Annotated in this window: 21 protein-coding genes; 11 read left to right on the top strand and 10 right to left on the bottom strand. The window is 73.3% G+C overall.

Going from position 1 to position 19,710, the window contains the following annotated elements:
* Positions 1–25: 25 nt before the first annotated feature.
* The gene (locus DQE82_RS06625) at positions 26–496 is read right to left on the bottom strand and encodes a MarR family winged helix-turn-helix transcriptional regulator (RefSeq protein WP_113972218.1); all 471 of its coding nucleotides are present in this window, start codon (positions 494–496) and stop codon (positions 26–28) included.
* A gap of 63 nt (positions 497–559) precedes the next feature.
* Between DQE82_RS06625 and DQE82_RS06620 the strand changes: the two genes are divergently transcribed.
* The 3 genes from DQE82_RS06620 to mqnP all read left to right on the top strand — a co-directional run bounded on the left by DQE82_RS06620 (position 560) and on the right by mqnP (position 3,570).
* On the top strand, positions 560–1,114 hold the full coding sequence (locus DQE82_RS06620; RefSeq protein ID WP_113972217.1) for a carboxymuconolactone decarboxylase family protein: 555 nt from the start codon (positions 560–562) through the stop codon (positions 1,112–1,114).
* Positions 1,115–1,207: 93 nt separating this feature from the next.
* Positions 1,208–2,665 (top strand): menaquinone biosynthesis decarboxylase, encoded by a 1,458-nt coding sequence (locus DQE82_RS06615; protein WP_113972216.1) that lies wholly within the window; start codon positions 1,208–1,210, stop codon positions 2,663–2,665.
* Positions 2,665–3,570, top strand: coding sequence for a menaquinone biosynthesis prenyltransferase MqnP (gene mqnP / locus DQE82_RS06610; protein WP_069088707.1), 906 nt, complete (start codon positions 2,665–2,667; stop codon positions 3,568–3,570). The genes DQE82_RS06615 and mqnP overlap by 1 nt, the downstream gene beginning before the upstream one ends.
* Positions 3,571–3,589: 19 nt before the next feature.
* On the opposite strand, the gene DQE82_RS06605 is transcribed toward mqnP, so the two are convergent.
* A complete protein-coding gene (locus tag DQE82_RS06605; RefSeq protein WP_069088706.1) occupies positions 3,590–4,555 on the bottom strand; it encodes a terpene synthase in 966 nt (321 codons plus the stop codon).
* Between the two features lie 145 nt (positions 4,556–4,700).
* On the opposite strand from DQE82_RS06605, the gene DQE82_RS06600 reads away from it, so the two are divergent.
* Positions 4,701–5,345, top strand: a complete 645-nt coding sequence (locus DQE82_RS06600) for a UbiX family flavin prenyltransferase (RefSeq protein ID WP_069088705.1) — start codon at positions 4,701–4,703, stop codon at positions 5,343–5,345.
* Positions 5,346–5,402: 57 nt separating this feature from the next.
* Here the strand turns inward: DQE82_RS06600 and DQE82_RS06595 are convergent, their stop codons facing one another.
* Positions 5,403–5,669: a BldC family transcriptional regulator gene (locus DQE82_RS06595; protein ID WP_013473529.1), complete on the bottom strand. Its 267-nt coding sequence runs from the start codon at positions 5,667–5,669 to the stop codon at positions 5,403–5,405.
* A 267-nt stretch (positions 5,670–5,936) separates the two neighbouring features.
* On the opposite strand from DQE82_RS06595, the gene DQE82_RS06590 reads away from it, so the two are divergent.
* The 3 genes from DQE82_RS06590 to DQE82_RS06580 are packed head-to-tail and all read left to right on the top strand — an operon-like array spanning position 5,937 to position 8,385.
* Positions 5,937–6,395 carry an Lrp/AsnC family transcriptional regulator gene (locus DQE82_RS06590; RefSeq protein ID WP_018787850.1) on the top strand — a complete coding sequence of 153 codons (459 nt, stop codon included), beginning with the start codon at positions 5,937–5,939 and terminating at the stop codon, positions 6,393–6,395.
* Positions 6,396–6,437: 42 nt separating this feature from the next.
* Complete coding sequence (locus tag DQE82_RS06585; RefSeq protein ID WP_113972215.1) at positions 6,438–7,280, top strand: SDR family oxidoreductase; 843 nt, start codon at positions 6,438–6,440, stop codon at positions 7,278–7,280.
* 10 nt (positions 7,281–7,290) lie between these two features.
* Positions 7,291–8,385, top strand: coding sequence for a PLP-dependent cysteine synthase family protein (locus tag DQE82_RS06580; RefSeq protein ID WP_113972214.1), 1,095 nt, complete (start codon positions 7,291–7,293; stop codon positions 8,383–8,385).
* A 16-nt stretch (positions 8,386–8,401) separates the two neighbouring features.
* Here the strand turns inward: DQE82_RS06580 and DQE82_RS06575 are convergent, their stop codons facing one another.
* From DQE82_RS06575 to DQE82_RS06565, 3 genes are all read right to left on the bottom strand, one after another.
* Complete coding sequence (locus DQE82_RS06575) at positions 8,402–9,022, bottom strand: putative glycolipid-binding domain-containing protein (protein ID WP_043330730.1); 621 nt, start codon at positions 9,020–9,022, stop codon at positions 8,402–8,404.
* A 75-nt stretch (positions 9,023–9,097) separates the two neighbouring features.
* On the bottom strand, positions 9,098–9,307 hold the full coding sequence (locus tag DQE82_RS06570) for an AlpA family transcriptional regulator (RefSeq protein WP_064448409.1): 210 nt from the start codon (positions 9,305–9,307) through the stop codon (positions 9,098–9,100).
* 34 nt (positions 9,308–9,341) lie between these two features.
* Positions 9,342–9,557, bottom strand: a complete 216-nt coding sequence (locus DQE82_RS06565) for an AlpA family transcriptional regulator (RefSeq protein ID WP_036311366.1) — start codon at positions 9,555–9,557, stop codon at positions 9,342–9,344.
* 187 nt (positions 9,558–9,744) lie between these two features.
* Between DQE82_RS06565 and DQE82_RS06560 the strand changes: the two genes are divergently transcribed.
* On the top strand, positions 9,745–9,996 hold the full coding sequence (locus tag DQE82_RS06560) for a flavin reductase (protein WP_113972213.1): 252 nt from the start codon (positions 9,745–9,747) through the stop codon (positions 9,994–9,996).
* 295 nt (positions 9,997–10,291) lie between these two features.
* On the opposite strand, the gene DQE82_RS06555 is transcribed toward DQE82_RS06560, so the two are convergent.
* The 3 genes from DQE82_RS06555 to DQE82_RS06545 all read right to left on the bottom strand — a co-directional run bounded on the left by DQE82_RS06555 (position 10,292) and on the right by DQE82_RS06545 (position 16,054).
* Positions 10,292–12,193 (bottom strand): DEAD/DEAH box helicase, encoded by a 1,902-nt coding sequence (locus DQE82_RS06555; protein ID WP_113972212.1) that lies wholly within the window; start codon positions 12,191–12,193, stop codon positions 10,292–10,294.
* Between the two features lie 188 nt (positions 12,194–12,381).
* Entirely contained in the window at positions 12,382–14,343 is a 1,962-nt protein-coding gene (locus DQE82_RS06550) for a hypothetical protein (RefSeq protein ID WP_113972211.1), read from the bottom strand.
* A 109-nt stretch (positions 14,344–14,452) separates the two neighbouring features.
* Complete coding sequence (locus tag DQE82_RS06545; protein ID WP_199495944.1) at positions 14,453–16,054, bottom strand: C40 family peptidase; 1,602 nt, start codon at positions 16,052–16,054, stop codon at positions 14,453–14,455.
* 221 nt (positions 16,055–16,275) lie between these two features.
* Between DQE82_RS06545 and mqnE the strand changes: the two genes are divergently transcribed.
* The 3 genes from mqnE to DQE82_RS06530 are packed head-to-tail and all read left to right on the top strand — an operon-like array spanning position 16,276 to position 18,186.
* On the top strand, positions 16,276–17,445 hold the full coding sequence (gene mqnE / locus DQE82_RS06540; RefSeq protein WP_113972210.1) for an aminofutalosine synthase MqnE: 1,170 nt from the start codon (positions 16,276–16,278) through the stop codon (positions 17,443–17,445).
* Between the two features lie 7 nt (positions 17,446–17,452).
* Positions 17,453–17,881: a hypothetical protein gene (locus DQE82_RS06535; protein ID WP_113972209.1), complete on the top strand. Its 429-nt coding sequence runs from the start codon at positions 17,453–17,455 to the stop codon at positions 17,879–17,881.
* A gap of 26 nt (positions 17,882–17,907) precedes the next feature.
* The gene (locus DQE82_RS06530) at positions 17,908–18,186 is read left to right on the top strand and encodes a DUF4229 domain-containing protein (RefSeq protein WP_113972208.1); all 279 of its coding nucleotides are present in this window, start codon (positions 17,908–17,910) and stop codon (positions 18,184–18,186) included.
* A gap of 89 nt (positions 18,187–18,275) precedes the next feature.
* Here the strand turns inward: DQE82_RS06530 and DQE82_RS06525 are convergent, their stop codons facing one another.
* Positions 18,276–19,616, bottom strand: a complete 1,341-nt coding sequence (locus DQE82_RS06525) for a C39 family peptidase (RefSeq protein ID WP_113972207.1) — start codon at positions 19,614–19,616, stop codon at positions 18,276–18,278.
* Between the last annotated feature and the right edge of the window lie 94 nt (positions 19,617–19,710).

Here is a 19,710-nt window from a genome sequence, read left to right as displayed (position 1 = left end):
GTCGGCGATCCTGTCAGTGACGAATTCATCCGCCGAACCAGCCGGGGACGTCGAGGCGGAACACGTCGGCGGGAACCATCCGGCGCAGGTCGTCCTCGATGGCGGCGACCCGGTCCGCGCCGAGCGTGGCCGCCCAGCGGTCGCGTAGCTCGTCGAAGACCGCCGCCGAGCGGTGCAGCCCGTCGCGGCCCTTCGCGGTCGTCCGGACCAGCTTGCGTCGGGCGTCGGCCGGGTCGTCCACGCGTTCCAGGTAGCCGAGCGCGACCAGCCGGTCCACCGTCTTGCCCGCTGCCTGCTTGGAGACGCCGAGACGCTGGCCGAGGTCGGAGGCGGTGGTGCCGTCCGGGCCGACGGCCTGGAGGACGAACCCGTGGGCCGGGCGCAGCTCGGGGTGCCCCTGGCGGGCCAGCTCGGCGTGCAGGTCGTCGACGAGCGTACGGAAGCCGGCGAGCAGGAGCAGCGGCAGCGCGAAGCCGGGGCGGTCAGGCGTTGCCACGTTCGACAACCACGTTTACTATTTCGTCAACCACGTTGACCATCTTACGAGAGGGGCACAGTCATGTCCCGCTTCACCACGTACGAGCCGGACACCGCACCCGCCGCCGCCCGCCCGGTCATGGCCGGGGTACGCCGCACACTGGGCCACCTGCCCGCTGCCGTCGGCCTGATGGCGGGCTCACCCGAACTATTGAAGGGCTTCCTCGCCGCCAACGCCGCGTTCGAGGCGACCGACCTCGACCCGGTCGCCCGGGAGGTGGTCGTGCTCGCCGTCGCCACCCGCAACGGCTGCCACCTCTGCGTGGCCATGCACACCGCTACGCTCGTCCGGCACGCCGCCGCGCCGGAGCTGATCGAGGCGCTGCGGACCGGCGCGACGCTGCCCGACCCTCGGCTGGAGGCGCTGCGCCGGTTCACCGTCGCCGTCCTCGACCACCGGGGCGCGGTCCCCGACGCCGACCTCGACGCGCTGCTCGCCGCCGGGTGGCAGCGCCGGCACGCGCTGGACGTGGTGCTCGGCGTCGGCACGTACACCATCTCCACGTTCGCCAACCGGCTCACCGAGGCGCCGCTCGACGCGCCGCTGGCCGTGTACGCCTGGACGTCCGCGGCCTGAGCTGCGGGGTGTTAAGAAGGGGCCCCTCCTCTACCGGAGGCGTTAACAGGGGGCCCTTCCTTACCTCGCAGGAACGTGCGGGAGGATGGCGGCATGGCGGCTCGCTTCCCGTACACCGATCTCAAGGACTTCCTCGCGGCGCTGGAGCGCGCGGGCGAGCTGCGGCGGGTGAGCGCGCCGGTCGACCCCACGCTGGAGATCAGCGAGATCGTCACCCGCACCGTCCGGGCCGGCGGGCCGGCGCTGCTGTTCGAGCGCCCCACCCGGGGCGAGATGCCGGTGGCGATCAACCTGTTCGGCACCGAGAAGCGGATGGCGATGGCGCTCGGGGTGGAAGACCTCGACGAGATCGGCGCGCGGATCGGCGACATGCTCAAGCCGGAGCTGCCGCAGGGCTTCTCCGGGATGATGGGTGGCCTCGGCAAGGTCATGCAGCTCAAGTCGATGCCGCCGAAGAAGGTCAAGACCGCCCCCTGCCAGCAGGTCGTCTACCGGGGCGACGACGTCGACCTGAACCGGCTGCCCGGGTTGCAGGTGTGGCCCGGCGACGGTGGGATCTTCCACAACTTCGGGCTGACCCACACCAAGCATCCGGAGACCGGCAAGCGCAACCTCGGGCTCTACCGGCTCCAGCAGCACAGCCACAACACGATCGGCATGCACTGGCAGATCCACAAGAACTCCACCGCGCACCACGCGGTCGCGGAGCGGCTGGGCGAGCGGCTGCCGGTGGCGATCGCCATCGGCGCGGACCCGGTGGTGGCGTACTCGGCCAGCGCGCCGCTGCCCGCCGACATCGACGAGTACCTGTTCGCCGGGTTCCTCGCCGGTGAGCGGGTCGAGATGGTCGACTGCCTGACCGTCCCGCTCCAGGTGCCGGCGCACGCGCAGATCGTGCTGGAGGGCTACATCGAGCCGGGCGAGCGGCTGCCCGAGGGCCCGTTCGGCGACCACACCGGCTTCTACACGCCGGTCGAGCCGTTCCCGGTGATGCACATCGAGTGCATGACCATGCAGCGCGACCCGGTCTACCACTCGATCGTCACGTCCCAGCCGCCGCAGGAGGACCACGGTCTCGGCAAGGCCACCGAGCGGATCTTCGCGCCGCTGCTGCGCTTCCTGATCCCGGACATCGTCGACTACGACCTGCCCGCCGCCGGTGTCTTCCACAACTGCGCGATCGTGTCGATCCGCAAGCGCTACCCGAAGCACGCGCAGAAGGTCATGAACGCGATCTGGGGCGCGCACATGATGTCGCTGACCAAGCTGATCGTGATCGTGGACGAGGACTGCGATGTCCACGACTACAACGAGGTCGCGTTCCGCGCCTTCGGCAACGTCGACTACGCCCGTGACCTGCTGCTCACCGAGGGCCCGGTGGACCACCTCGACCACGCCTCGTACCAGCAGTTCTGGGGCGGCAAGGCGGGCATCGACGCGACCCGCAAGCTGCCCGAGGAGGGCTACACCCGGGGCTGGCCGGAGGAGATGCGGATGTCGCCCGAGGTGGTCTCACTGGTGGACAAGCGCTGGAAGGAATACGGGATCTGATGACGGCGGCGGTACAGGAACGGCCCGGCCGGGTCGCGTCCTTCCTCAAGCTCGTCGCCATCGAGCACTCGGTCTTCGCGCTGCCGTTCGCGTACCTGTCGGCGTTGACCGCCATGCAGCTCAACGGCGGCCGGGTGCGCTGGGGCGACCTGCTGCTGATCACCGTGGCGATGGTCGGCGCGCGGACGTTCGCCATGGCCGCGAACCGCATCCTCGACCGGCGGATCGACGCGCGGAACCCGCGTACGGCGAACCGGGAACTGGTCACCGGCGCGGTGAGCGTGCGGACGGCCTGGACCGGCGCGGCCGTCGCGCTCGTGGTGTTCCTGGCCGCCGCCGCCCTGCTCAACCCGCTCTGCCTGGTGCTCGCGCCGCTGGCCGTGGTGCCGCTGGTCGTCTACCCGTACGGCAAGCGGTTCACCAACTGGCCGCACGCCATCCTCGCGGTGGCGCAGGCGGTCGGCCCGGTCGGCGCCTGGCTGGCGGTCACCGGCACGCTCGACGGCTCCGGCCCGGCCTGGCTGCTCGGCGCGGCGGTCGGCCTCTGGATCGGCGGCTTCGACCTGATCTACGCCTGCCAGGACTCGGAGATCGACCGGGAGATCGGCGTGCACAGCGTCCCCGCCCGGTACGGCCGGCGCTTCGCGCTGCACGCCTCCACCGTCGCGCACGTGGTGACGTTCGCGCTGTTCATCTGGTTCGGCGCGTGGGTCGGCTTCGGCTGGCTGTGGTGGATCGGGCTGGCGCTGACCGCTGCCGCCTTCGCGTACCAGCACCTGGTGGTCAGCCCGACCGACCTGAGCAAGGTCAACCGGGCGTTCTTCACCGCGAACGGCTTCGTCGGCATCGCGTTGTTCGTCCTCGCGCTGCTCGACCTGGTGATCCGGCTCGGCCTGCGGCCGTAACGGCAACGCCGGAACGCGGTCAGGACGCCGGGGTGACCGGATAGCGGGCGCTCTCCAGCGTCCAGTCCACGGTGCCGCGCACGGCGGCGGCCAGGCCGTCGAGGTGGACGGAGACGGCGTCGTCGAGCGTCGGGCCGAACGACGGCGCCGCCGCGCGGAGCGCCGCGAACCGGTCCATCTCGGCCCGCCAGTGCCCGGCCACCAGGTCGACCGCCGCCGGCAGCGGCACGCCCCGCTCGGCGGCCACCGCCAGCACCAGGTTGTGCCCGCCGCCGGTGGCGTGGTCGCGCTCCAGCGAGGCGATGTCGTTGAACCAGGACAGCAGGTCGTTCGCGAGGTCCGCGAGCCGCCGCAGCGCCGGGTGGTGGTAGACCGCGTCGGGCAGCGGGCGTCCGGACGCGAACTCGATGAGCGGGTACGACACGTACGCCGCCGACGTGGCCCGGCGCAGCCGCACGTACTCGGCGACGCCCGGCGGACGGCCCGACCCGGTGGCGGTGGCCTCCCGGTGGACGCCGTCGAGGTGGTCGGCGACCGCGTCGGCGAAACGTAGCCGCCAGCGGGCCGGCATCCGGCGGCGGGGCTCCCGCCACGCCTGCACCAACAGGCGGCGCAGCGGGCCGGAGAAGCCCGGATGGCGGGCTCGCGGACCTTCGCGCAGCAACGCGAGCGCGCCGTCGCGCAACGCGCGGATCTGCCCCGGCGTCAGCCCGTCCCGCCCGTCGCAGGCGTCGTCGACCAGGAAGAACCAGGTGAACAGCGCGGTCAGCACCCGCAGGTCCGCCTCGGTGGCGTCCGGGTAGAGGCGGCCGGCGTACCGGGCGAACCCGGCCCGCGCCAGCCGCCGCCGGGTGGCCGGGTCGGGCGGCAGACCGAGCCGGTCGACCAGTTCCACCAGCCAGCCCTGCACGTCGTCCGCGTACGGGGAGAGGCGGGGCGTGATGGGGCAGTCGGAGCGCAGCGCCCGCAGCACCGCCGCAGTCATCACCGGCCCTTCCCACGGAAGTGGATTTGCCGATCGAAGAATTTCACGCCGAGGGAACTCCCGTGAACCCTCTGGACATCCCGGGCGGGCCGCCCGAACGGGGGTCGTGGTCCGCCGCCCGCGGCGACCAGGCACGCTTGAGGGCATGCGCGAACCATGGGTGGTGGGTGTCTCCGGCGCCTCGGGCACGCCGTACGCGGCGGCGGTCGTCCGGGCACTGCTCGACGCGGGCCAGGCGGTGGACCTGATCGTGTCCCGGGCGGCCCGGCTGACAGTGCTGGACGAAACCGGCCGGCCCTTCCGGGACGGGCACTGGGCCGAGGACCTGGCCGCCTGGCTCGACCGCGACCTCACCGGCGCGGACATCCGGCACTGGCCCGCCGGTGACCTGGCCGCCGGCCCGAGCAGCGGCTCCTATCGGGTACGTGGGATGGCGGTGGTGCCGGCCAGCACCGCCGCCTGCGCCGGCATCGCCATCGGGCTCTCCAAGGATCTGCTCCAGCGTGCCGCCGAGGTGAACCTCAAGGAGCGCCGCCCGGTAGTGGTGGTGCCCCGGGAGACCCCGGTGACCCGCAGCCACCTGGAGCACCTCATCGCGCTGCACGACGCCGGAGCCGTGGTGCTGCCGGCCAGCCCGGGCTTCTACGGCACCGGGGCGGCGGCCTCCGCCGGGCAGCTCGTGGACTTCGTGGCCGGCAAGGTGCTGGACGCGCTGGGCGTCCCGCACACGCTGTTCCGGCGGTGGGCCGGCGAGCTGGCCTCCGGTCGCCGGGAACCCGGCCCGGCCTGACCGGACCCGGCGTACGACGAGCGGGGCGCGGCCTCGATCGGACCGCGCCCCGCACGTTCAGTACATGCCGGCGTTCGCCGGGCCGGGGCCGGTGGAAGCGGTCGGGCCCATGTTGCGGGCCTTGCCCATGTCCTCCGCCTCGTCCAGCATGCCCTCCCCCTCGAGCAGGGCCCGCACCTCGGATTCCCGAAACCGGCGGTGCCCTCCTGGAGTCCGGATACTGCCGATCCGGCCGGCCGCTGCCCATCTGGTCACGGTTTTCGGGTCAACCCGAAACAGCGCAGCGACCTCACCCGGTGTCAGCAGGCGATCTCCAGTGTCCACAGCCCCCTCCTCGCGTCGACGAAGCCCCCGGCTGAACACACTGCCCCCGGCCGGTGCGAGCCCAGAGCCGTCATGAGGGACGTATGGCAATTACAGCACCGGCTACCGGACGTGTCCGCCAAACGCGAAAAACGCACACACTGGGAAGTTAGGAAATGGTACCGGCGGAGAACCCCCGTGAGCGCACGTTTGTGATAGGCGCGGCCCGACCTCATCGTCGCCCGGTGGCCGCAGTGCCGGGCCCCGATCGAGATAGGGTCACTCTCCGTGGACACGATCGACCTGAGCCTTGTGGAGCTGTTGCGAGGCAACGCCCGTCTGTCGTACGCCGAGCTGGCCCGTCAGGTCGGCCTCTCCGCCCCGGCCGTGCACGAGCGGGTCGGCAAGCTGGAGTCCAGCGGCGTGATCCGGGCGTACCGGGCCGAGGTCGAGCCGGAGTCGATCGGGCTCGGCGTCACCGCGCTCATCGGCATCATCGAGGACTCCGACGCGGACACCGACGACGTGCTGGAGTCGTTCCGGCGCATCCCCGAGATCGAGTCCTGCTACTTCATGGCCGGCGTCGAGTCCTTCCTGCTCAAGGCGCGGGTCGGCACGATCGCCGAGCTGGAGCAGCTGATCGTCCGGCTGAACCGGACGGCCGGCGTGGCATCCACCCGTACCAGCATCGCCCTGTCGACCAAGTGGGAGAACCGCCCGCAGCCGCTGGAACCGCCCACCGCCTGATCACTCTGGCCCCGGCGCGGGGATTGCGGTTACCGTGCGCCGATGACGATCTCGGGACGCGGCGCCGCAGTGGTCACCGGCGCGGCCGGCGGGCTGGGCCGGGCCATCGCCGTCGCGCTGCACGCCGACGGCTGGAACGTGCTGCTCACCGACGTCGACGCCGATGCCGTGGCGACCGCCGCCGCGCCGCTGGGTGGCTGGTCGCGCCCGCTCGACGTACGCGACGAGTCCGCCTGCGCGGACGTGGCCGCCGAGGCGGCGGCCGCACCCGGCGGCCTCGGGCTCTGGGTGAACAACGCGGGCATCCTGTTCACCGGCCCGTCCTGGGCGCACGACGCCCCGACCCGGCGCGCGGTGGTCGAGGTGAACGCGCTCGGCGCGATGAACGGCACGCTCGCCGCCGTCGCGGTGATGCGCGAGCAGGGCCGCGGCCACGTGCTGAACGTCGTCTCGCTGGCCGGGCTGATCGCCGCGCCAGGCGAGACGGTGTACGCGGCCAGCAAGCACGCCCTGCTCGCGTTCAGCCTCGGCACGCTGAGCGACCTGCGGATGGCCGGCGTCCGGGGCGTACACGTGTCGTGCCTGTGCCCGGACGGGATCTGGACGCCGATGCTGCACGACAAGCTGGACGACCCGGGCGCGCTGGCATCCTTCACCGGTTCGCTGCTCACGCCGGAGCGGGTGGCCGCGCGGGCCGTCCGGCTGGCCCGGCGGCCCCGGCCGGTGGTCAGCCTGCCGCGCTGGCGCGGCGCCCAGGTACGGCTGCTCGACGCCTTCCCCCGGCTCGCCCTGGCGCTCACGCCGGTGATCCGGGCCACCGGCCGGGCCGGTCAACGGCGGCAGGCCCGCCGGGTCCGGGAAAACCCGAGCCCACCTCGCTTGTAACGTTGCCGACGTGACTCATCTCGACCGGTGCGACGAGGCCAGCCGGCGCTGGGTGACCGAGGCGATCGCCGCTGTCGAGGCGGACGCCAACCGCTCCGCCGACACCCACCTGCTGCCGTTCCCGCTGCCCCGCGAGTGGGGGATCGACCTCTACCTCAAGGACGAGTCGGTGCACCCCACCGGCTCGCTCAAGCACCGGCTCGCCCGCTCGCTGTTCCTCTACGGGCTCTGCAACGGCTGGATCGGCCCGGACACCACGATCGTCGAGGCGTCGTCCGGCTCGACGGCGGTCTCCGAGGCGTACTTCGCGCGGATGCTCGGGCTGCCGTTCATCGCGGTCATGCCCGCCTCCACGTCACCGGAGAAGATCGCCCAGATCGAGTTCCAGGGCGGGCGCTGCCACCTCGTCCAGGACCCGGCGAAGGTGGTGGTGGAGGCGCGCTGGCTCGCCGAGGACACCGGCGGCCGGTTCATGGACCAGTTCACGTACGCCGAGCGGGCCACCGACTGGCGGGGCAACAACAACATCGCCGAGTCGATCTACGCCCAGCTCGCGCTGGAACGGCACCCGGTGCCCGCCTGGATCGTCGTCGGCGCCGGCACCGGCGGCACCAGCGCCACCATCGGCCGCTACGCCCGCTACCGGCGGCTGCCCACCAAGCTCTGCGTGGTGGACCCGGAGAACTCCGCGTTCTACCCCGCCTGGCAGGCCGGTGACTGGTCGGCGTGCACCGGCCGCGGCTCCCGGATCGAGGGCATCGGGCGGCCCACCGTCGAGGCGTCCTTCCTGCCCAGCGTGGTGGACCGGATGGTGCAGGTCCCGGACGCCGCGTCGCTCGCCGCCATGCGGGCCGGCTCGGCGGTGCTCGGCCGCCGCGTGGGCGGCTCCACCGGCACCAACCTGTGGGGCGCGTTCGGGCTGATCGCCCAGATGCTGGCGGACGGACGTACCGGCTCGGTGGTCACGCTCATCTGCGACCCGGGCGACCGGTACGGCGACACCTACTACTCCGACGAGTGGGTGGCCGCGCAGGGCCTCGACCTCGCCCCGCACCTGGCCACCATCGACCGGTTCCTCACCGACGGCACCTGGCCGGCGGCCTGAGCCGGACCCCGGACTGTCAGCGCGGGTCGACCCGCTCGGCCAGCCCCGGATAGCGCACCACGAAACCCTCCGGGTCGACCTCCAGGTCGGCCGTGAACGTGCCGCTGGCGTACCGGACCCGGCCCGGGCCGAGCGAGGTGTAGACCTGCTCGGCGGGGACCACGGCCAGGCCGGGCAGCAGCACCCAGGCCACGGTCACCGCCGTCGCCATGTCGGCGGGCAGCCGCCCCAACCCGATCCGGCGGATCGGCAGCGTGTTCGTCAGCGGGGACCCGCCCAGGTCGACGTCGAGCGCGTCGTCCAGCCGGCCCGGGTCGTCGGTGCCCGGCAACCCCGCCGGTGGGTGGCCCGCCGCGCTCAGCGCCGCGTCCAGGTCACCCTCCTCGCCGGTACGCACGCGCCACCCGTCCCGGCCCCGTTCCAGGCGTACGCTCCGCGACCAGCCCGCGCCCTCTGCCTCGACCTCCAGCTGGTCGGTCGACCAGTCGGGCGCGAGCGCCAGGCGGTAACGGCAGGTGTACGGGATCGGGTCCACGGCGAGTGCCACGCCCTGCGCGGTCAGCCCCTGCCCGCCGTCGAGCACGACGTGCTCGCAGCCGGCGGTGTCGGTCCGGGCCCAGAAGAGCGACTTCGGCATGGTCCGGACGTTACGCGACCCGGCCGTCGGCGGCAGCGGATGCGCGAACGCCGCCGCCGGCCGGATGGCCACTGACTACCCCTGCTCGTCGCCCTCAGTGGGGCGCGACGGCCGGTTGTGGCGGGCCCACTCGTCGACCTCGTCCGCGTCCCAGACGTTCATGCCGATCAGCCGGGCGAGCGGCTCGGGGAACCCGGGGCGGCGGGTGATCTGCAGGACCCGCTGACGCGATACGCCGAACAGGGCGGCCAGCTCACCGGGCCCGTACAGGCGTGGTCGTCTCACCCGACGAAGGTAGTCATGGTCGTGCCTCTTCGGGCTACTCGTCGTCGTCCGCCGGCCGGGGCGGCCGGTGCTCCCGGATGTACCGCTCCACGTCCCGCTTCAGCCAGACGGCGCCGACCGACAGCTCTTGATACGGCGCGGGGAATGCGGGATGCCGCCGGATCTCGCGGAATCTCGATCTGCCCACGCCGAGCATCTTCAAGATCTCACCGGCCGCGACGAGTTCGCCCGGTCCCGTCTCCTTGGTCACGACTTCGAAGGTAGGAGCGGGCCGACCCGACTATCTTGACGCGAACAAGAAATCGCACCTACGTGGGCCCGTCAACATTGACAGGGGGGCAAGGGAGCGATCTGATGGATCAGGCCCCCCGCCCGGTGGCGAGTTCGCGGCGGACGGGGGTGCCACCTGGAAGCCGACCCACGGCAGGAGGCCCCGAGTGACCCAGCGCCACGCTCCGCTGAAACCCCTTTGGGTCTGCACGGCAGACCTGCTCAACTGGCCGTGCGAAAACGCAAAGGTCGAGTTGGTCGCTGACTACAGGCACGACCGGCGTAACCTCGCCGTCGATCTGGCCGCCCTCATGCGGCAGGCGACCGATGACCTGGCCGGGCTCTACTCCGAGCCGCCGGATCCCGCCAAGATGCACATTCGATTCATGGGCTGGCTGCGGTCGGTGCGCGATGTCTGACCCGATCGGCACTGGTCTGCTGTTGTCCGCCGTCATCGCCCAGGCGTTCGGCTGCTGGGTGGCCTGGTCGTGGGGCCGGTCCGCTCGGCGAAGTCTCCGGCAGACCATCGATCAGACCATCCCGACACCGCCGCCCGACTGGCAGCCTCGGCATCGCCTGTCGATGTTGAACGAGCCGACCCGGCGGTATCCCGTCCTCGCACCGCGCAGCTAGAACGCCACCGGCCCGTTGACCCGCAGACGCACAGCCGCCGCCGAGCGGGTGCTCGGCGGCGGCGTCGTGGGTGCGCTCAGATCAGTGGGTACGCGCCGGCGGTCGCCCGCCGAAGCCGCGCCGGTCGTCCCGGCCCCGCCCCTCGGCCCGGAAACCGCCGCTCCGGCGCTCGGCCGGGCGCGCGTCGCCCCGGTCACCGAAACGCCGCTCGGCGTGCGGGCGGTCCTCCTGGCGACGGTCACCGAAGCCACCCGGCCGGTCGTCGTACCGCCGCTCGTCGCGGTCGTACCCGCGCCCGGCCGCCGGCCGGTGCCGGTCCCCGAACGGGCGGTCGGCGCGCTCGCCGAAACGCCTGTCGTCGCGCTGGCCGCCGAAGCGGTCGCTGCGCTGGCCACGGTCGTCGGACCGCTGCTCGCCGAAGCTCCGGCCGTCGGACCGCCGGTCGCCGAAGCTCCGGTCGTCGCGACGCTCCGGCCGCCCGAAGCGGCGCTCGCCGCCACCGGCCCGCTCGCCCGAGTAGCGCTCGCCCGCCGGCCGGTCGCCGAACCGGCGGTCACCGCCACGGTCCGCGAACCGGTCGCCGGACCGCTCGCCCGCGGGCCGGTCGCCGTAGCGGCGCTCGCCCCGGCCGTCGCGGTCGCCGAACCGGCGCTCGCCACGGTCGGAGAAGCCGCCCCGGCCACCCCGGTCGAAGCCCCGGCCGTCCCGGTCGCCGAAGCGGCGCGGGCCGCCGCGCCGCGGCTCCGGCTCGTCCCGGACGGGTACGCCGCTGGGCTCGCGCGCGCCGGTCAGCTCGGCCAGTGCCTCGTCGCCCGCCCGGACCCGGGTCTCGGCCGGCTCGACGCCCGCCTTCTCCATCATGGCCAGCGTGGTGCGGCGCTGCTTGGGCAGCACGAGCGTCGCCACCGCGCCCGACTCGCCGGCCCGAGCCGTGCGGCCGGCCCGGTGCAGGTAGTCCTTCGGGTCCTTCGGCGGGTCCACGTGCAGCACCAGCGACACGCCGTCGACGTGGATGCCGCGGGCCGCCACGTCGGTAGCGACCAGCACGGGCGTGCGGCCCTCGCGGAACTCGGCGAGCGTCTTGGTACGCATTCGCTGGGTCTTGCCGCCGTGCAGCCCACCGGCCCGCACGCCGACGGCCGCGAGCTGCTCGACCAGCCGGTCCACGCCGAGCTGCGTACGGGCGAACAGCATGGTGCGGCCCTCGCGGGCGGCGATGGACGCCGCGACCGCGAACTTGTCGTGCGGCGGGATCAGCAGCAGGTGGTGGTCCATGGTGGACACGGCGGCGGTGGCCGGTGCGGTCGAGTGGGTGACCGGGTCGGTCATGAACCGCTTGACGAGCGTGTCGACGTCGTTGTCCAGAGTGGCCGAGAACAGCAGCCGCTGCGCGTCCGCCGGGGTCTTCGACAGAAGCTGGGTGACCTCGGGCAGGAAGCCCATGTCGGCCATCTGGTCGGCCTCGTCCAACACGGTGATCTCGACGTCGTCGAGCCGGCAGACGCCGCGCTCGATCAGGTCGCCGAGCCGGCCCGGGGTGGCCACGACGATCTCCACGCCGCGGCGCAGCGCGTCGATCTGCCGGTCGTACGGCACGCCGCCGACGGCGGTCTTCAGGAAGACGCCCACCGACTTGCCGAGCGGCACGAGGGCGTCGTTCACCTGCATGGCGAGTTCACGGGTGGGGACCAGGACGAGCGCGCGGGGGTGCAGCGGCCGGGCCCGGTTGCGGTCGGCGACCCGGGCGATCACCGGCAGGCCGAAGGCGAGCGTCTTGCCCGAGCCGGTCTGGCCCCGGCCGAGTACGTCGCGGCCCGCGAGCGAGTCGGGCAGGGTGGCCCGCTGGATCTCGAACGGGGTGGTGATGCCCTGCCGGGCGAGCGCCTCGACGAGCTGCCGGGGCAGGCCGAGCGACGCGAAGTCGACGGCGTCGGAGTTCGGGTCGACGGACGGGGACGTGCTGGATTCAGCGAACGTGGTCAAGAAATGCCTCTCGAGCGGGGCGCATCTTCGCGATGGCCCGCCGCGGCCTGTCACGCCGCCGAATCGCCCGCAAGATCGCCCATGAGCGCGCAATCGGGGCGCGCCAGGTCAGTAATCGGAGACAAGTGTACGGCGCTTCGCCCACTCCGCCACGGCAGTGCGAGGCGGTAGTGGGCGGGCTCACCCCGTCACTCGATCGGCATGGCTCCGGTCAGGCCGCTGAGCGCGTCGTTGGCCAGGAAGACCACGAGCAGGCTGATCGCGATGAGCATGGTCAGCGCGACCGCCAGCACGATGATCACCTTGGCGTTGCCGCCCCGGGCCGCCGGGCTCTCCTCGGACCAGCCCTGAGCCAGGATGTGCCCGGTCAGCGAGCCGGAGTTCTCCAGCGGATTGCCCTGCGGAAACGACACGGTGGCGAAACCGGGTCCGTCCGTCCCGCCGCCGTAGACGGCGCCGGCGAGGTCCGTGCTGCCGGACTGCTGACGTACCGGACGGGTCGCGTCGGCGTCGCGGGCCGGCGTGGCCGGCGGCGGCCAGGTCGGCAGCGCCGGCGCCGGGACCGCGGGCGGCGGCGGGGCGGAGACGGGCGCGGCGGCCCACGCCGGAGGCGACTCGGCGGAGGACGCCGGAGTGCCGGTCGTGGCCGGCGGCGCGGACGGGAAGGGCGTGGTGGCCGGCGCGGGCGGCACCGCCGAGCCGGCCGACGGCGTGGCGAACGACGGCGGGCCCGCGGTGACCGGTGGCGTGACGAACGACGGCGCGCCTGGGGTGGCCGACGGCGTGCCGAACGACGGGCCTGCGGTGGCCGGTGGCGCGGGGAACAGCGGCGCGGGCAACGGGTTCGCCGCGGCCGTCATCGCCGGTGGTGGCGGGAACGGAGGCGCGGGCATCGGACCCGGTGGGGGCGGCGGCGGGGGCACCGCGGGTCCGGGCGGCGGCACCGGCGGCCCCGGTACGGGCGGAACCGGCCCCGGTGGGGTGGGCGCCGGCGCGGGCGGCGCGGGCGCGGGCGGCGTGGGCCGGAACGGCGGCTCCGGCTCCGGCACCGGCGGCGCGGGCGACGGCGGGGTCGGACCCGGTACCGGGGTCGGCGCCGGCTCGGGCTCCGGACCGTGCGGGGCCGGGGGCTGCGCGGGCTCCGGCGGCTGGGCGGGCTCGGGCGGCTCCGGGTTCACCGGACCCGCCCGGTAGACGGTCGCGGCGGCGGGAGCGGTCACCACCGAGGCGGCGATCTCGTCGGCGGACACCCGGCTCAGGCCGGGTACCGCGGCGCTGGCCCGGGCGTGCGCCGTCCCGCCTTGCCCGGCCGGCTTCGTGGACAGCGCCGCATTGAGCCCGGCGGGCTTCGCGGACGGCGCCGCATCGAGGTCGGCGGGCTTCGCGGAGGGCACCGCACCCGGCCCGGCCGGTTGCTCGGCGAGGGCGGGGGACGCGGTGCCGGAGTCGGCGGACCCGGCTGCCGGGGCGCCGTCCCGGGGATCGGTGGCGGTGCTTCCGGCCGCGTTCTCCGGCCCGCCCGGCGCGGCGTCGCGGTCCGGTCGATCGTCGGTCGCGACCGCATCCGCGCCGGCGGCGTCCTCACCCGGCGTCTCGCCGCCCGCCGGAGTGGACACGCCAGCCGGAGCGGCCGGTGTGGACGAGTCGGCGGGAGCGGAAACGGCGGGAGCGGACACGGCAGGCGGAACGGCCGGGGCAGCCGAGTCGGCGAGGGCCGTCGGAGTGGGCACGGGCACCCGGGCGGAACCGGAGACACGGGGAGCCGGGATACCGGCAGCCGGGCCGTCCGGCGTGGCCGGGGAGGGCGTACCCGCAGCGGGTGTGCTGATGGGGGCCTCGGGTGTCGCCGGGCGTTCGGCCACGGCGAAGGCGGACCAGGTCGACGGGGGAACTGTCGCGCCGGGCTGACGCCGGTCCAGCGGCGGGGCGTCCGCCGGGGTGCCCGCGCGGTACGTGGTTGGGCTCGACGGCGCCGCCGGCGGCTCGTCGCCTGCGGGAGGCGGTACGGCCGCCCCGGCGACGGTCACCCGTGCCCGCGCGACGGCCACCGGCCCGGGGCGGGCCGCTGCCGGGCTGTCGTCGGCAGGGTCGGCGGCGTCGGGCGTCGGTCCGGGGTGGACCTTCTCCGCCGGAACCTCGTGCTCGCCCATCTCGCCCCTCCGCACCTACGCTCGCCCCCGACCGTGGCGCCGGCCGAAAGTGCCTGGATCTCACCGTGCCATATTCCGGCCCGGGCGCACAGCCGGAGTGCGGGTTGGGTCAGTCGGCGCTGCCGCTCGCGCTGGCAGAGGCGCTGGCGGACGTGCTGCGCGACGGGGCGACGCTGCTGCTGCTCGGGGCGGCGCTGGTGCTCGGCGCGGCGCTCTTGCTCTCGCTCGGCGTCGGCGTCGGCTCCTCGGGCGGGCTGGGCGGCGTGCTGGGCGTCGGGCTGGAGGTCGTCGGGTCCGGCGTGGGCGTGGTCGGCCTCGGGGTGGTCGGCGTCGGCCTGGGGGTCGTCGGCGTCGGCTTCGGCGTGGTGGGCGTCGGCTTCGGCGTCGGGGACGACGGCGGCGGGGTGGTCGGCACGGGCGGCGGGGGAGCCGGGGTGGCCGGGGCGGCGACGGCTCCGATCACCCGGGTCGCGGCGTAGAGCCGGGACCAGCGGACCACCGAGATCTTGACGACGTCGCCGGTCCGGGGCGCCTCCACCATCTTGCCGTTGCCGATGTACATGGCGACGTGGTGGATGCTCGTCCAGCTGCTGCTGGAGGCGAAGAAGAGCAGGTCGCCGGGGAGCAGCGCGTTCGGTGAGACGGTGCGGGAGCGGGTGGCGTAGTACTGGTCCTTCGCGACCCGCGGCAGGCCCTTGTAGCCGGCCGACCGGTAGGAGGCGAGCACCAGGCCGGAGCAGTCGAACCGGTCCGGGCCCTCGGCGGCCCAGAGGTAGGGGTCGCCGAGCTGGGCGAGGGCGTAGCGGACCGCGGCGAGCGCCTTGGGGTCCGCCGCCAGACCGTCGATGCTCTGGTTGACGACGTACGAGCTGCCGAGCTGCTGCTCGGCGGCGTCGGCCAGGCGCTCGATCTCGAGCAGCTTGGCGGCGTTCTCCTTGCGCAGCGCGACGAGCGTCGTCTCCTGCTTGCGCAGGTCGGTCTCGGCGCGGGTGAACTCGGCGGCCTTCTCGGTCGCCCGGCGCTGGGCCGAGTCGTGCGCCTCCCGGGCGATCCGCTCGGCGTTCGTGGCCCGGAGGAGTTCGCCGGTCACCGACGTGGTGGCGCCCTCGGCCTTGTCGCCCCGGGTGATGCGCTGGAGGTTGGCGAAGTCACGCAGGCTGGCGCCGAACTCGCCCGGCGGCAGCGCCGCGTCGGCCTTGACCGCGTCGGCGGCGGCGCTCTTCGCGTTCTCCTGGGCCCGGGTGAGCGCGTCCTGGGCCTCCTTGAGCCGGGCGGCGGACTGGGTCAGCTCGGCCTGTGCGGCGTCCCGCTCGCCCTTGATCCGCAGCATTTCCTCGCCCAGCAGCCCGACCTGGGCGTCGAGCTGGTTGATCTGCGCGATCAGCGGGCCGTCGGCCGGGTTGGTGACGCCGGTGGTGCCGCCCGGCAGGCCCGGGACGGTTACTCCGGGCACGCCCGGAACGCTGCCGGGCAGGCCGGGGACGCTGCCGGGCAGGCCGGGGACGCTGCCGGGCAGTTGCAGGGGGCCGGTGACCTGGGGGCGGGAGCCGGTGCTGGGCACGGTGTCGGGCAGCGGGTCGGCCCAGGCCGGGGTGGCGAGCGCCGCCGCCGCGACCGCACCGAGGAGGGCGGACCAGAGGGCCGGACGCAGGACCGGTGAGATCACCGGCTGCCGGCCTCGTCGCCGCCGGGCCTTGGTGCTGTCGGACATTCCGCTCCCCGTCCGGTCTGGTGCCCGCCACGCGAGGTGGGGCGTGTCAGGACAGGACGGCACTGGTGTGTGTTCCGCCCCACCCTGTCTTACCTCACCGTCGCAGCGATGTCGATGTGCGGAGAGTGACGGCGGGTGAACTGGCTCGACCACGTCGGCGGCTGGTCGGACCCGCGACGTACGCTCGATCGGGAACCCAGGGGGAAGGACGTGGCTTTCGGATGGACGCCGGACTCAAGCGCGAACTCGAAGCGAAGGTGTACGCCGGGGAGCGGTTGACCCGCGAGGACGGCATCGCCCTCTACGACAGCGACGACCTGACCTGGCTGGGCCGGCTGGCCCACCACAGGCGTACGGAGCTCAACGGCGACCGGGTGATGTTCAACGTCAACCGGCACCTGAACCTGACGAACGTCTGCTCGGCGTCGTGCGCGTACTGCTCGTTCCAGCGCAAGCCGGGCGAGAAGGACGCCTACACGATGCGGATCGACGAGGCGGTCCGTAAGGCCAAGGAGATGGAGGACGAGCAGCTCACCGAGCTGCACATCGTCAACGGCCTGCACCCGACGCTGCCCTGGCGCTACTACCCGAAGGTGCTGCGGGAGCTGAAGGCCGCGCTGCCGAACGTCAACCTCAAGGCGTTCACCGCGACCGAGGTGCAGTGGTTCGAGAAGATCAGCGGGCTCACCGCCGACGCGATCCTCGACGAGCTGATGGACGCCGGCCTGGAGTCGCTGACCGGCGGCGGCGCGGAGATCTTCGACTGGGAAGTCCGCCAGCACATCGTCGACCACAACTGCCACTGGGAGGACTGGTCGCGCATCCACCGGCTGGCCCACTCCAAGGGCATGAAGACGCCGTCGACCATGCTCTACGGCCACATCGAGGAGCCCCGGCACCGGGTCGACCACGTGCTGCGGCTGCGCGAGCTGCAGGACGAGACCGGTGGCTTCCAGGTCTTCATCCCGCTGCGCTACCAGCACGACTTCGTCGACTCGGCGGACGGCAAGATCCGTAACCGGATCCAGGCCCGCACCACGATGGCCTCGCCGGCCGAGTCGCTGAAGACGTTCGCGGTCTCCCGGCTGCTGTTCGACAACGTGCCGCACGTCAAGTGCTTCTGGGTCATGCACGGCCTGTCGGTGGCGCAGCTCTCGCTGAACTTCGGCGTCGACGACCTGGACGGCTCGGTCGTGGAATACAAGATCACCCACGACGCCGACTCGTACGGCACGCCGAACACCATGCACCGCGACGACCTGCTGCACATGATCTGGGACGCCGGGTTCCGCCCGGTCGAGCGGAACACCCGCTACGAGATCGTGCGCGAGTACGACGGGCCGCCGTCGCTGGCCGAGCGCCGGTCCGAGCCGCAGCAGGTCTGGGCCTGAGCGGGCGATGAGCGGCGAGGAACAGCAGCGCGCCTTCCCCCGGCGTGACGCCGAGGGACGCATCCTGACCCTCGGTGACCTGCTCGGCGTGAGCCTCGCCGGCCTGGTCATCGGAGTGCTGGCGCTGCTGGTCTTCGAATGGGCGTTCGCCACCATCGGCGACAGCGGCTTCGGGGGCACGAACGGCTGGCTGGCGGTGATCCTGCCGCTCTGGTTGTTCTGGGACGAGTTCCGGGCCTGGGAGTTCGGCGCCGCCCGGGTGGTGGCGGCGCTGGCCGGCATCGCGCTCGGCGTGCTCGCCGGTCTGCTGGCCGCCGGGCTGGCCACGGGACTGCCCGCGCTGTTCACGGGAGCGTTGGCCGCGGCGGTGTTCACCGTGGTCTACGCGGTCGTCTGGTTTCATGGCGTGCACTGGCTGGCCCGGCGTACGGGCTGAGGCACGAAGAGAGTGGGAATGCGGGAATGAGCGCGGCGCTCAAGTACACGCTGGGCCGGATCGGGCTGTTCGTCGTCGTGCTGGCGGCCCTCTGGTTCGTCGACATGAACATGTTCCTGCGGCTGATGCTGGCGTTGATCTTCTCCGCCACGCTGTCGTTCTTCCTGCTCAAGGGCCTGCGGGACCAGATGGCCGGGGAGATGGCGGAGGCGGCGGAGCGGCGTCGCCTGGAGAAGGACCGGCTGCGCTCCGCGCTGGCCGGTGAGGACCAGGCCGAGCCGGAGGGCGAACGCCGCGACAGCTGAGCGGACCGGCGGGGCCCGGCGCGCGACGTCGCGCCGGGCCCTTCGCGGTTCACCAGCCGGTCGAGCGGTTCACCGGATGGTCGAGCCGCTCACCAGTTGGTCGAGCCCGGGACGACCGGCCACGGCCGGTCGACCGGCTTGATCAGGTACGCGATGCCGCCCGAGCCGGAGGCCACTGTGCCGTTGGCCCGGTAGCGCTTGGTGCGCAGCCAGATCTGCTCGAACTGCTCCCGCTTGTAGACGTTGCGCACCGCCTCGTTCGAGGAGGACGCGGGGTCGTTCACGATCACGTCGCCCTCGGCGGTGAAGCCGACGATCACGAACAGGTGCCCGGCGGTGCCGTAGTTGGCCCCGTCGAGTTCGCTGGCGAGGAACGACTGCGAGGTGACCACCGGGATGCCGGCCTTGATGAAGCGTTCCGCCTCGTCCAGCGAGTGCAGCCGGGTGACCCGGCCCTCCAGGCCGGGGAAGCTCGCCGCGTACGCGGTGTTGAACGGCCAGTTGCCCGCGCCGTCGTACTCGTAGTCGTAGGTCATCCGGGCGGCGTGGTCGACGGTCGGGTCGGGGTAGGCGGGGTCGACCCAGGAGGTGTCCTCGGCCGAGGGCTTGCGGCCCCAGTACTCGACCACCATCTCCGTCGAGGTGGGTGAGCACCACGCCTCGCCGCCGCCGTTGTACTCGGGGTACTCGCCGATGTGGACGTTCTGCGAGTAGCGCGGCACGGCCAGCTCGGTGCCCCAGGCGATGCCGCCCCGGCTCGGGGTGACGGTGAACCGGTCGGGCACGTTCGACGCCATCGCGCCGAGCATCCGCACCTGCGGCGCGGCGGCCTGGCCGGGCGCGCGGTAGAGCGTCAGCCGCAACTGGTACGAGCGCAGCAGCACTCCGGCGTCGGCGTCGTCGATCGAGAACGTGTCGGTCCAGATGCTCGACCAGGGGTCGCCCTGGCCGTCCAGCGTGGACCGCTTGATGTCCTGGTCGCCGGAGGCCCAGCGGCCCATGACGAACCACGGGGTCTGCGCCCCGGTGTTGTACGTGCCGTGCAGCTCGACCTGGATCCAGGTGCCGGCCGGGGTGGCGGCGTTCCAGGACGCGACCATCTCGCTGGCGTCGAACCCGATCCGCCGCTCGGGTGAGGTCCAGGTGGCGTACTCCCAGGTGCGGGTCGTGCCGGTGTGCTCGTCGGTGAACTCGGTGGTGCCCACCGGGCGGTCGATGGTCAGCGCGGGGTGGCGGCCCGGTACGGCGCGGGTGCCCTGGTGGGAGCCGCTGCGCCAGTCGGGGAAGCGGGAGAACTCCTGGAACGTGATCTGTTCGTCGTGTGTGACGCCCGGCCGCGGGGCTTGTGCCTGGGCCGGTGCGGTGGTGCCGAGGAGGGTGAGCGCGGTGAGGCCGGCGAGGGCGGCCGCGCGCATGGGTCGTCCGAACATGGCAGCTCCACGGGGAGACGGCATCGTTGCCGTTCACTGTCGCGCCTGGCGGGAAGTTTCGCCAGATGTTCAGGCATGGAAAATCATTGCCGAA

The organism is Micromonospora sp. LHW51205, from assembly GCF_003315815.1.
In the GTDB taxonomy this organism is placed as follows: domain Bacteria; phylum Actinomycetota; class Actinomycetes; order Mycobacteriales; family Micromonosporaceae; genus Micromonospora; species Micromonospora chalcea.
Note: the sequence above shows the minus strand (reverse complement) of the source record. Positions and strands in the feature narration are given on the sequence as shown.

Excerpts from the sequence above, each read along its gene's own strand:
- DQE82_RS06575 (WP_043330730.1), bottom strand. The coding sequence starts at position 9,022 with ATGCCGAAGTCGCTCTTCTGGGCCCGGACCGACACCGCCGGCTGCGAG.
- DQE82_RS06620 (WP_113972217.1), top strand. The coding sequence starts at position 560 with ATGTCCCGCTTCACCACGTACGAGCCGGACACCGCACCCGCCGCCGCC.
- DQE82_RS06525 (WP_113972207.1), bottom strand. The coding sequence starts at position 19,616 with ATGTTCGGACGACCCATGCGCGCGGCCGCCCTCGCCGGCCTCACCGCG.
- DQE82_RS06585 (WP_113972215.1), top strand. The coding sequence starts at position 6,438 with ATGACGATCTCGGGACGCGGCGCCGCAGTGGTCACCGGCGCGGCCGGC.
- DQE82_RS06530 (WP_113972208.1), top strand. The coding sequence starts at position 17,908 with ATGAGCGCGGCGCTCAAGTACACGCTGGGCCGGATCGGGCTGTTCGTC.
- mqnE (WP_113972210.1), top strand. The coding sequence starts at position 16,276 with ATGGACGCCGGACTCAAGCGCGAACTCGAAGCGAAGGTGTACGCCGGG.
- DQE82_RS06615 (WP_113972216.1), top strand. The coding sequence starts at position 1,208 with ATGGCGGCTCGCTTCCCGTACACCGATCTCAAGGACTTCCTCGCGGCG.
- DQE82_RS06545 (WP_199495944.1), bottom strand. The coding sequence starts at position 16,054 with ATGTCCGACAGCACCAAGGCCCGGCGGCGACGAGGCCGGCAGCCGGTG.
- DQE82_RS06605 (WP_069088706.1), bottom strand. The coding sequence starts at position 4,555 with ATGACTGCGGCGGTGCTGCGGGCGCTGCGCTCCGACTGCCCCATCACG.
- DQE82_RS06535 (WP_113972209.1), top strand. The coding sequence starts at position 17,453 with ATGAGCGGCGAGGAACAGCAGCGCGCCTTCCCCCGGCGTGACGCCGAG.
- DQE82_RS06600 (WP_069088705.1), top strand. The coding sequence starts at position 4,701 with ATGCGCGAACCATGGGTGGTGGGTGTCTCCGGCGCCTCGGGCACGCCG.
- DQE82_RS06550 (WP_113972211.1), bottom strand. The coding sequence starts at position 14,343 with ATGGGCGAGCACGAGGTTCCGGCGGAGAAGGTCCACCCCGGACCGACG.
- mqnP (WP_069088707.1), top strand. The coding sequence starts at position 2,665 with ATGACGGCGGCGGTACAGGAACGGCCCGGCCGGGTCGCGTCCTTCCTC.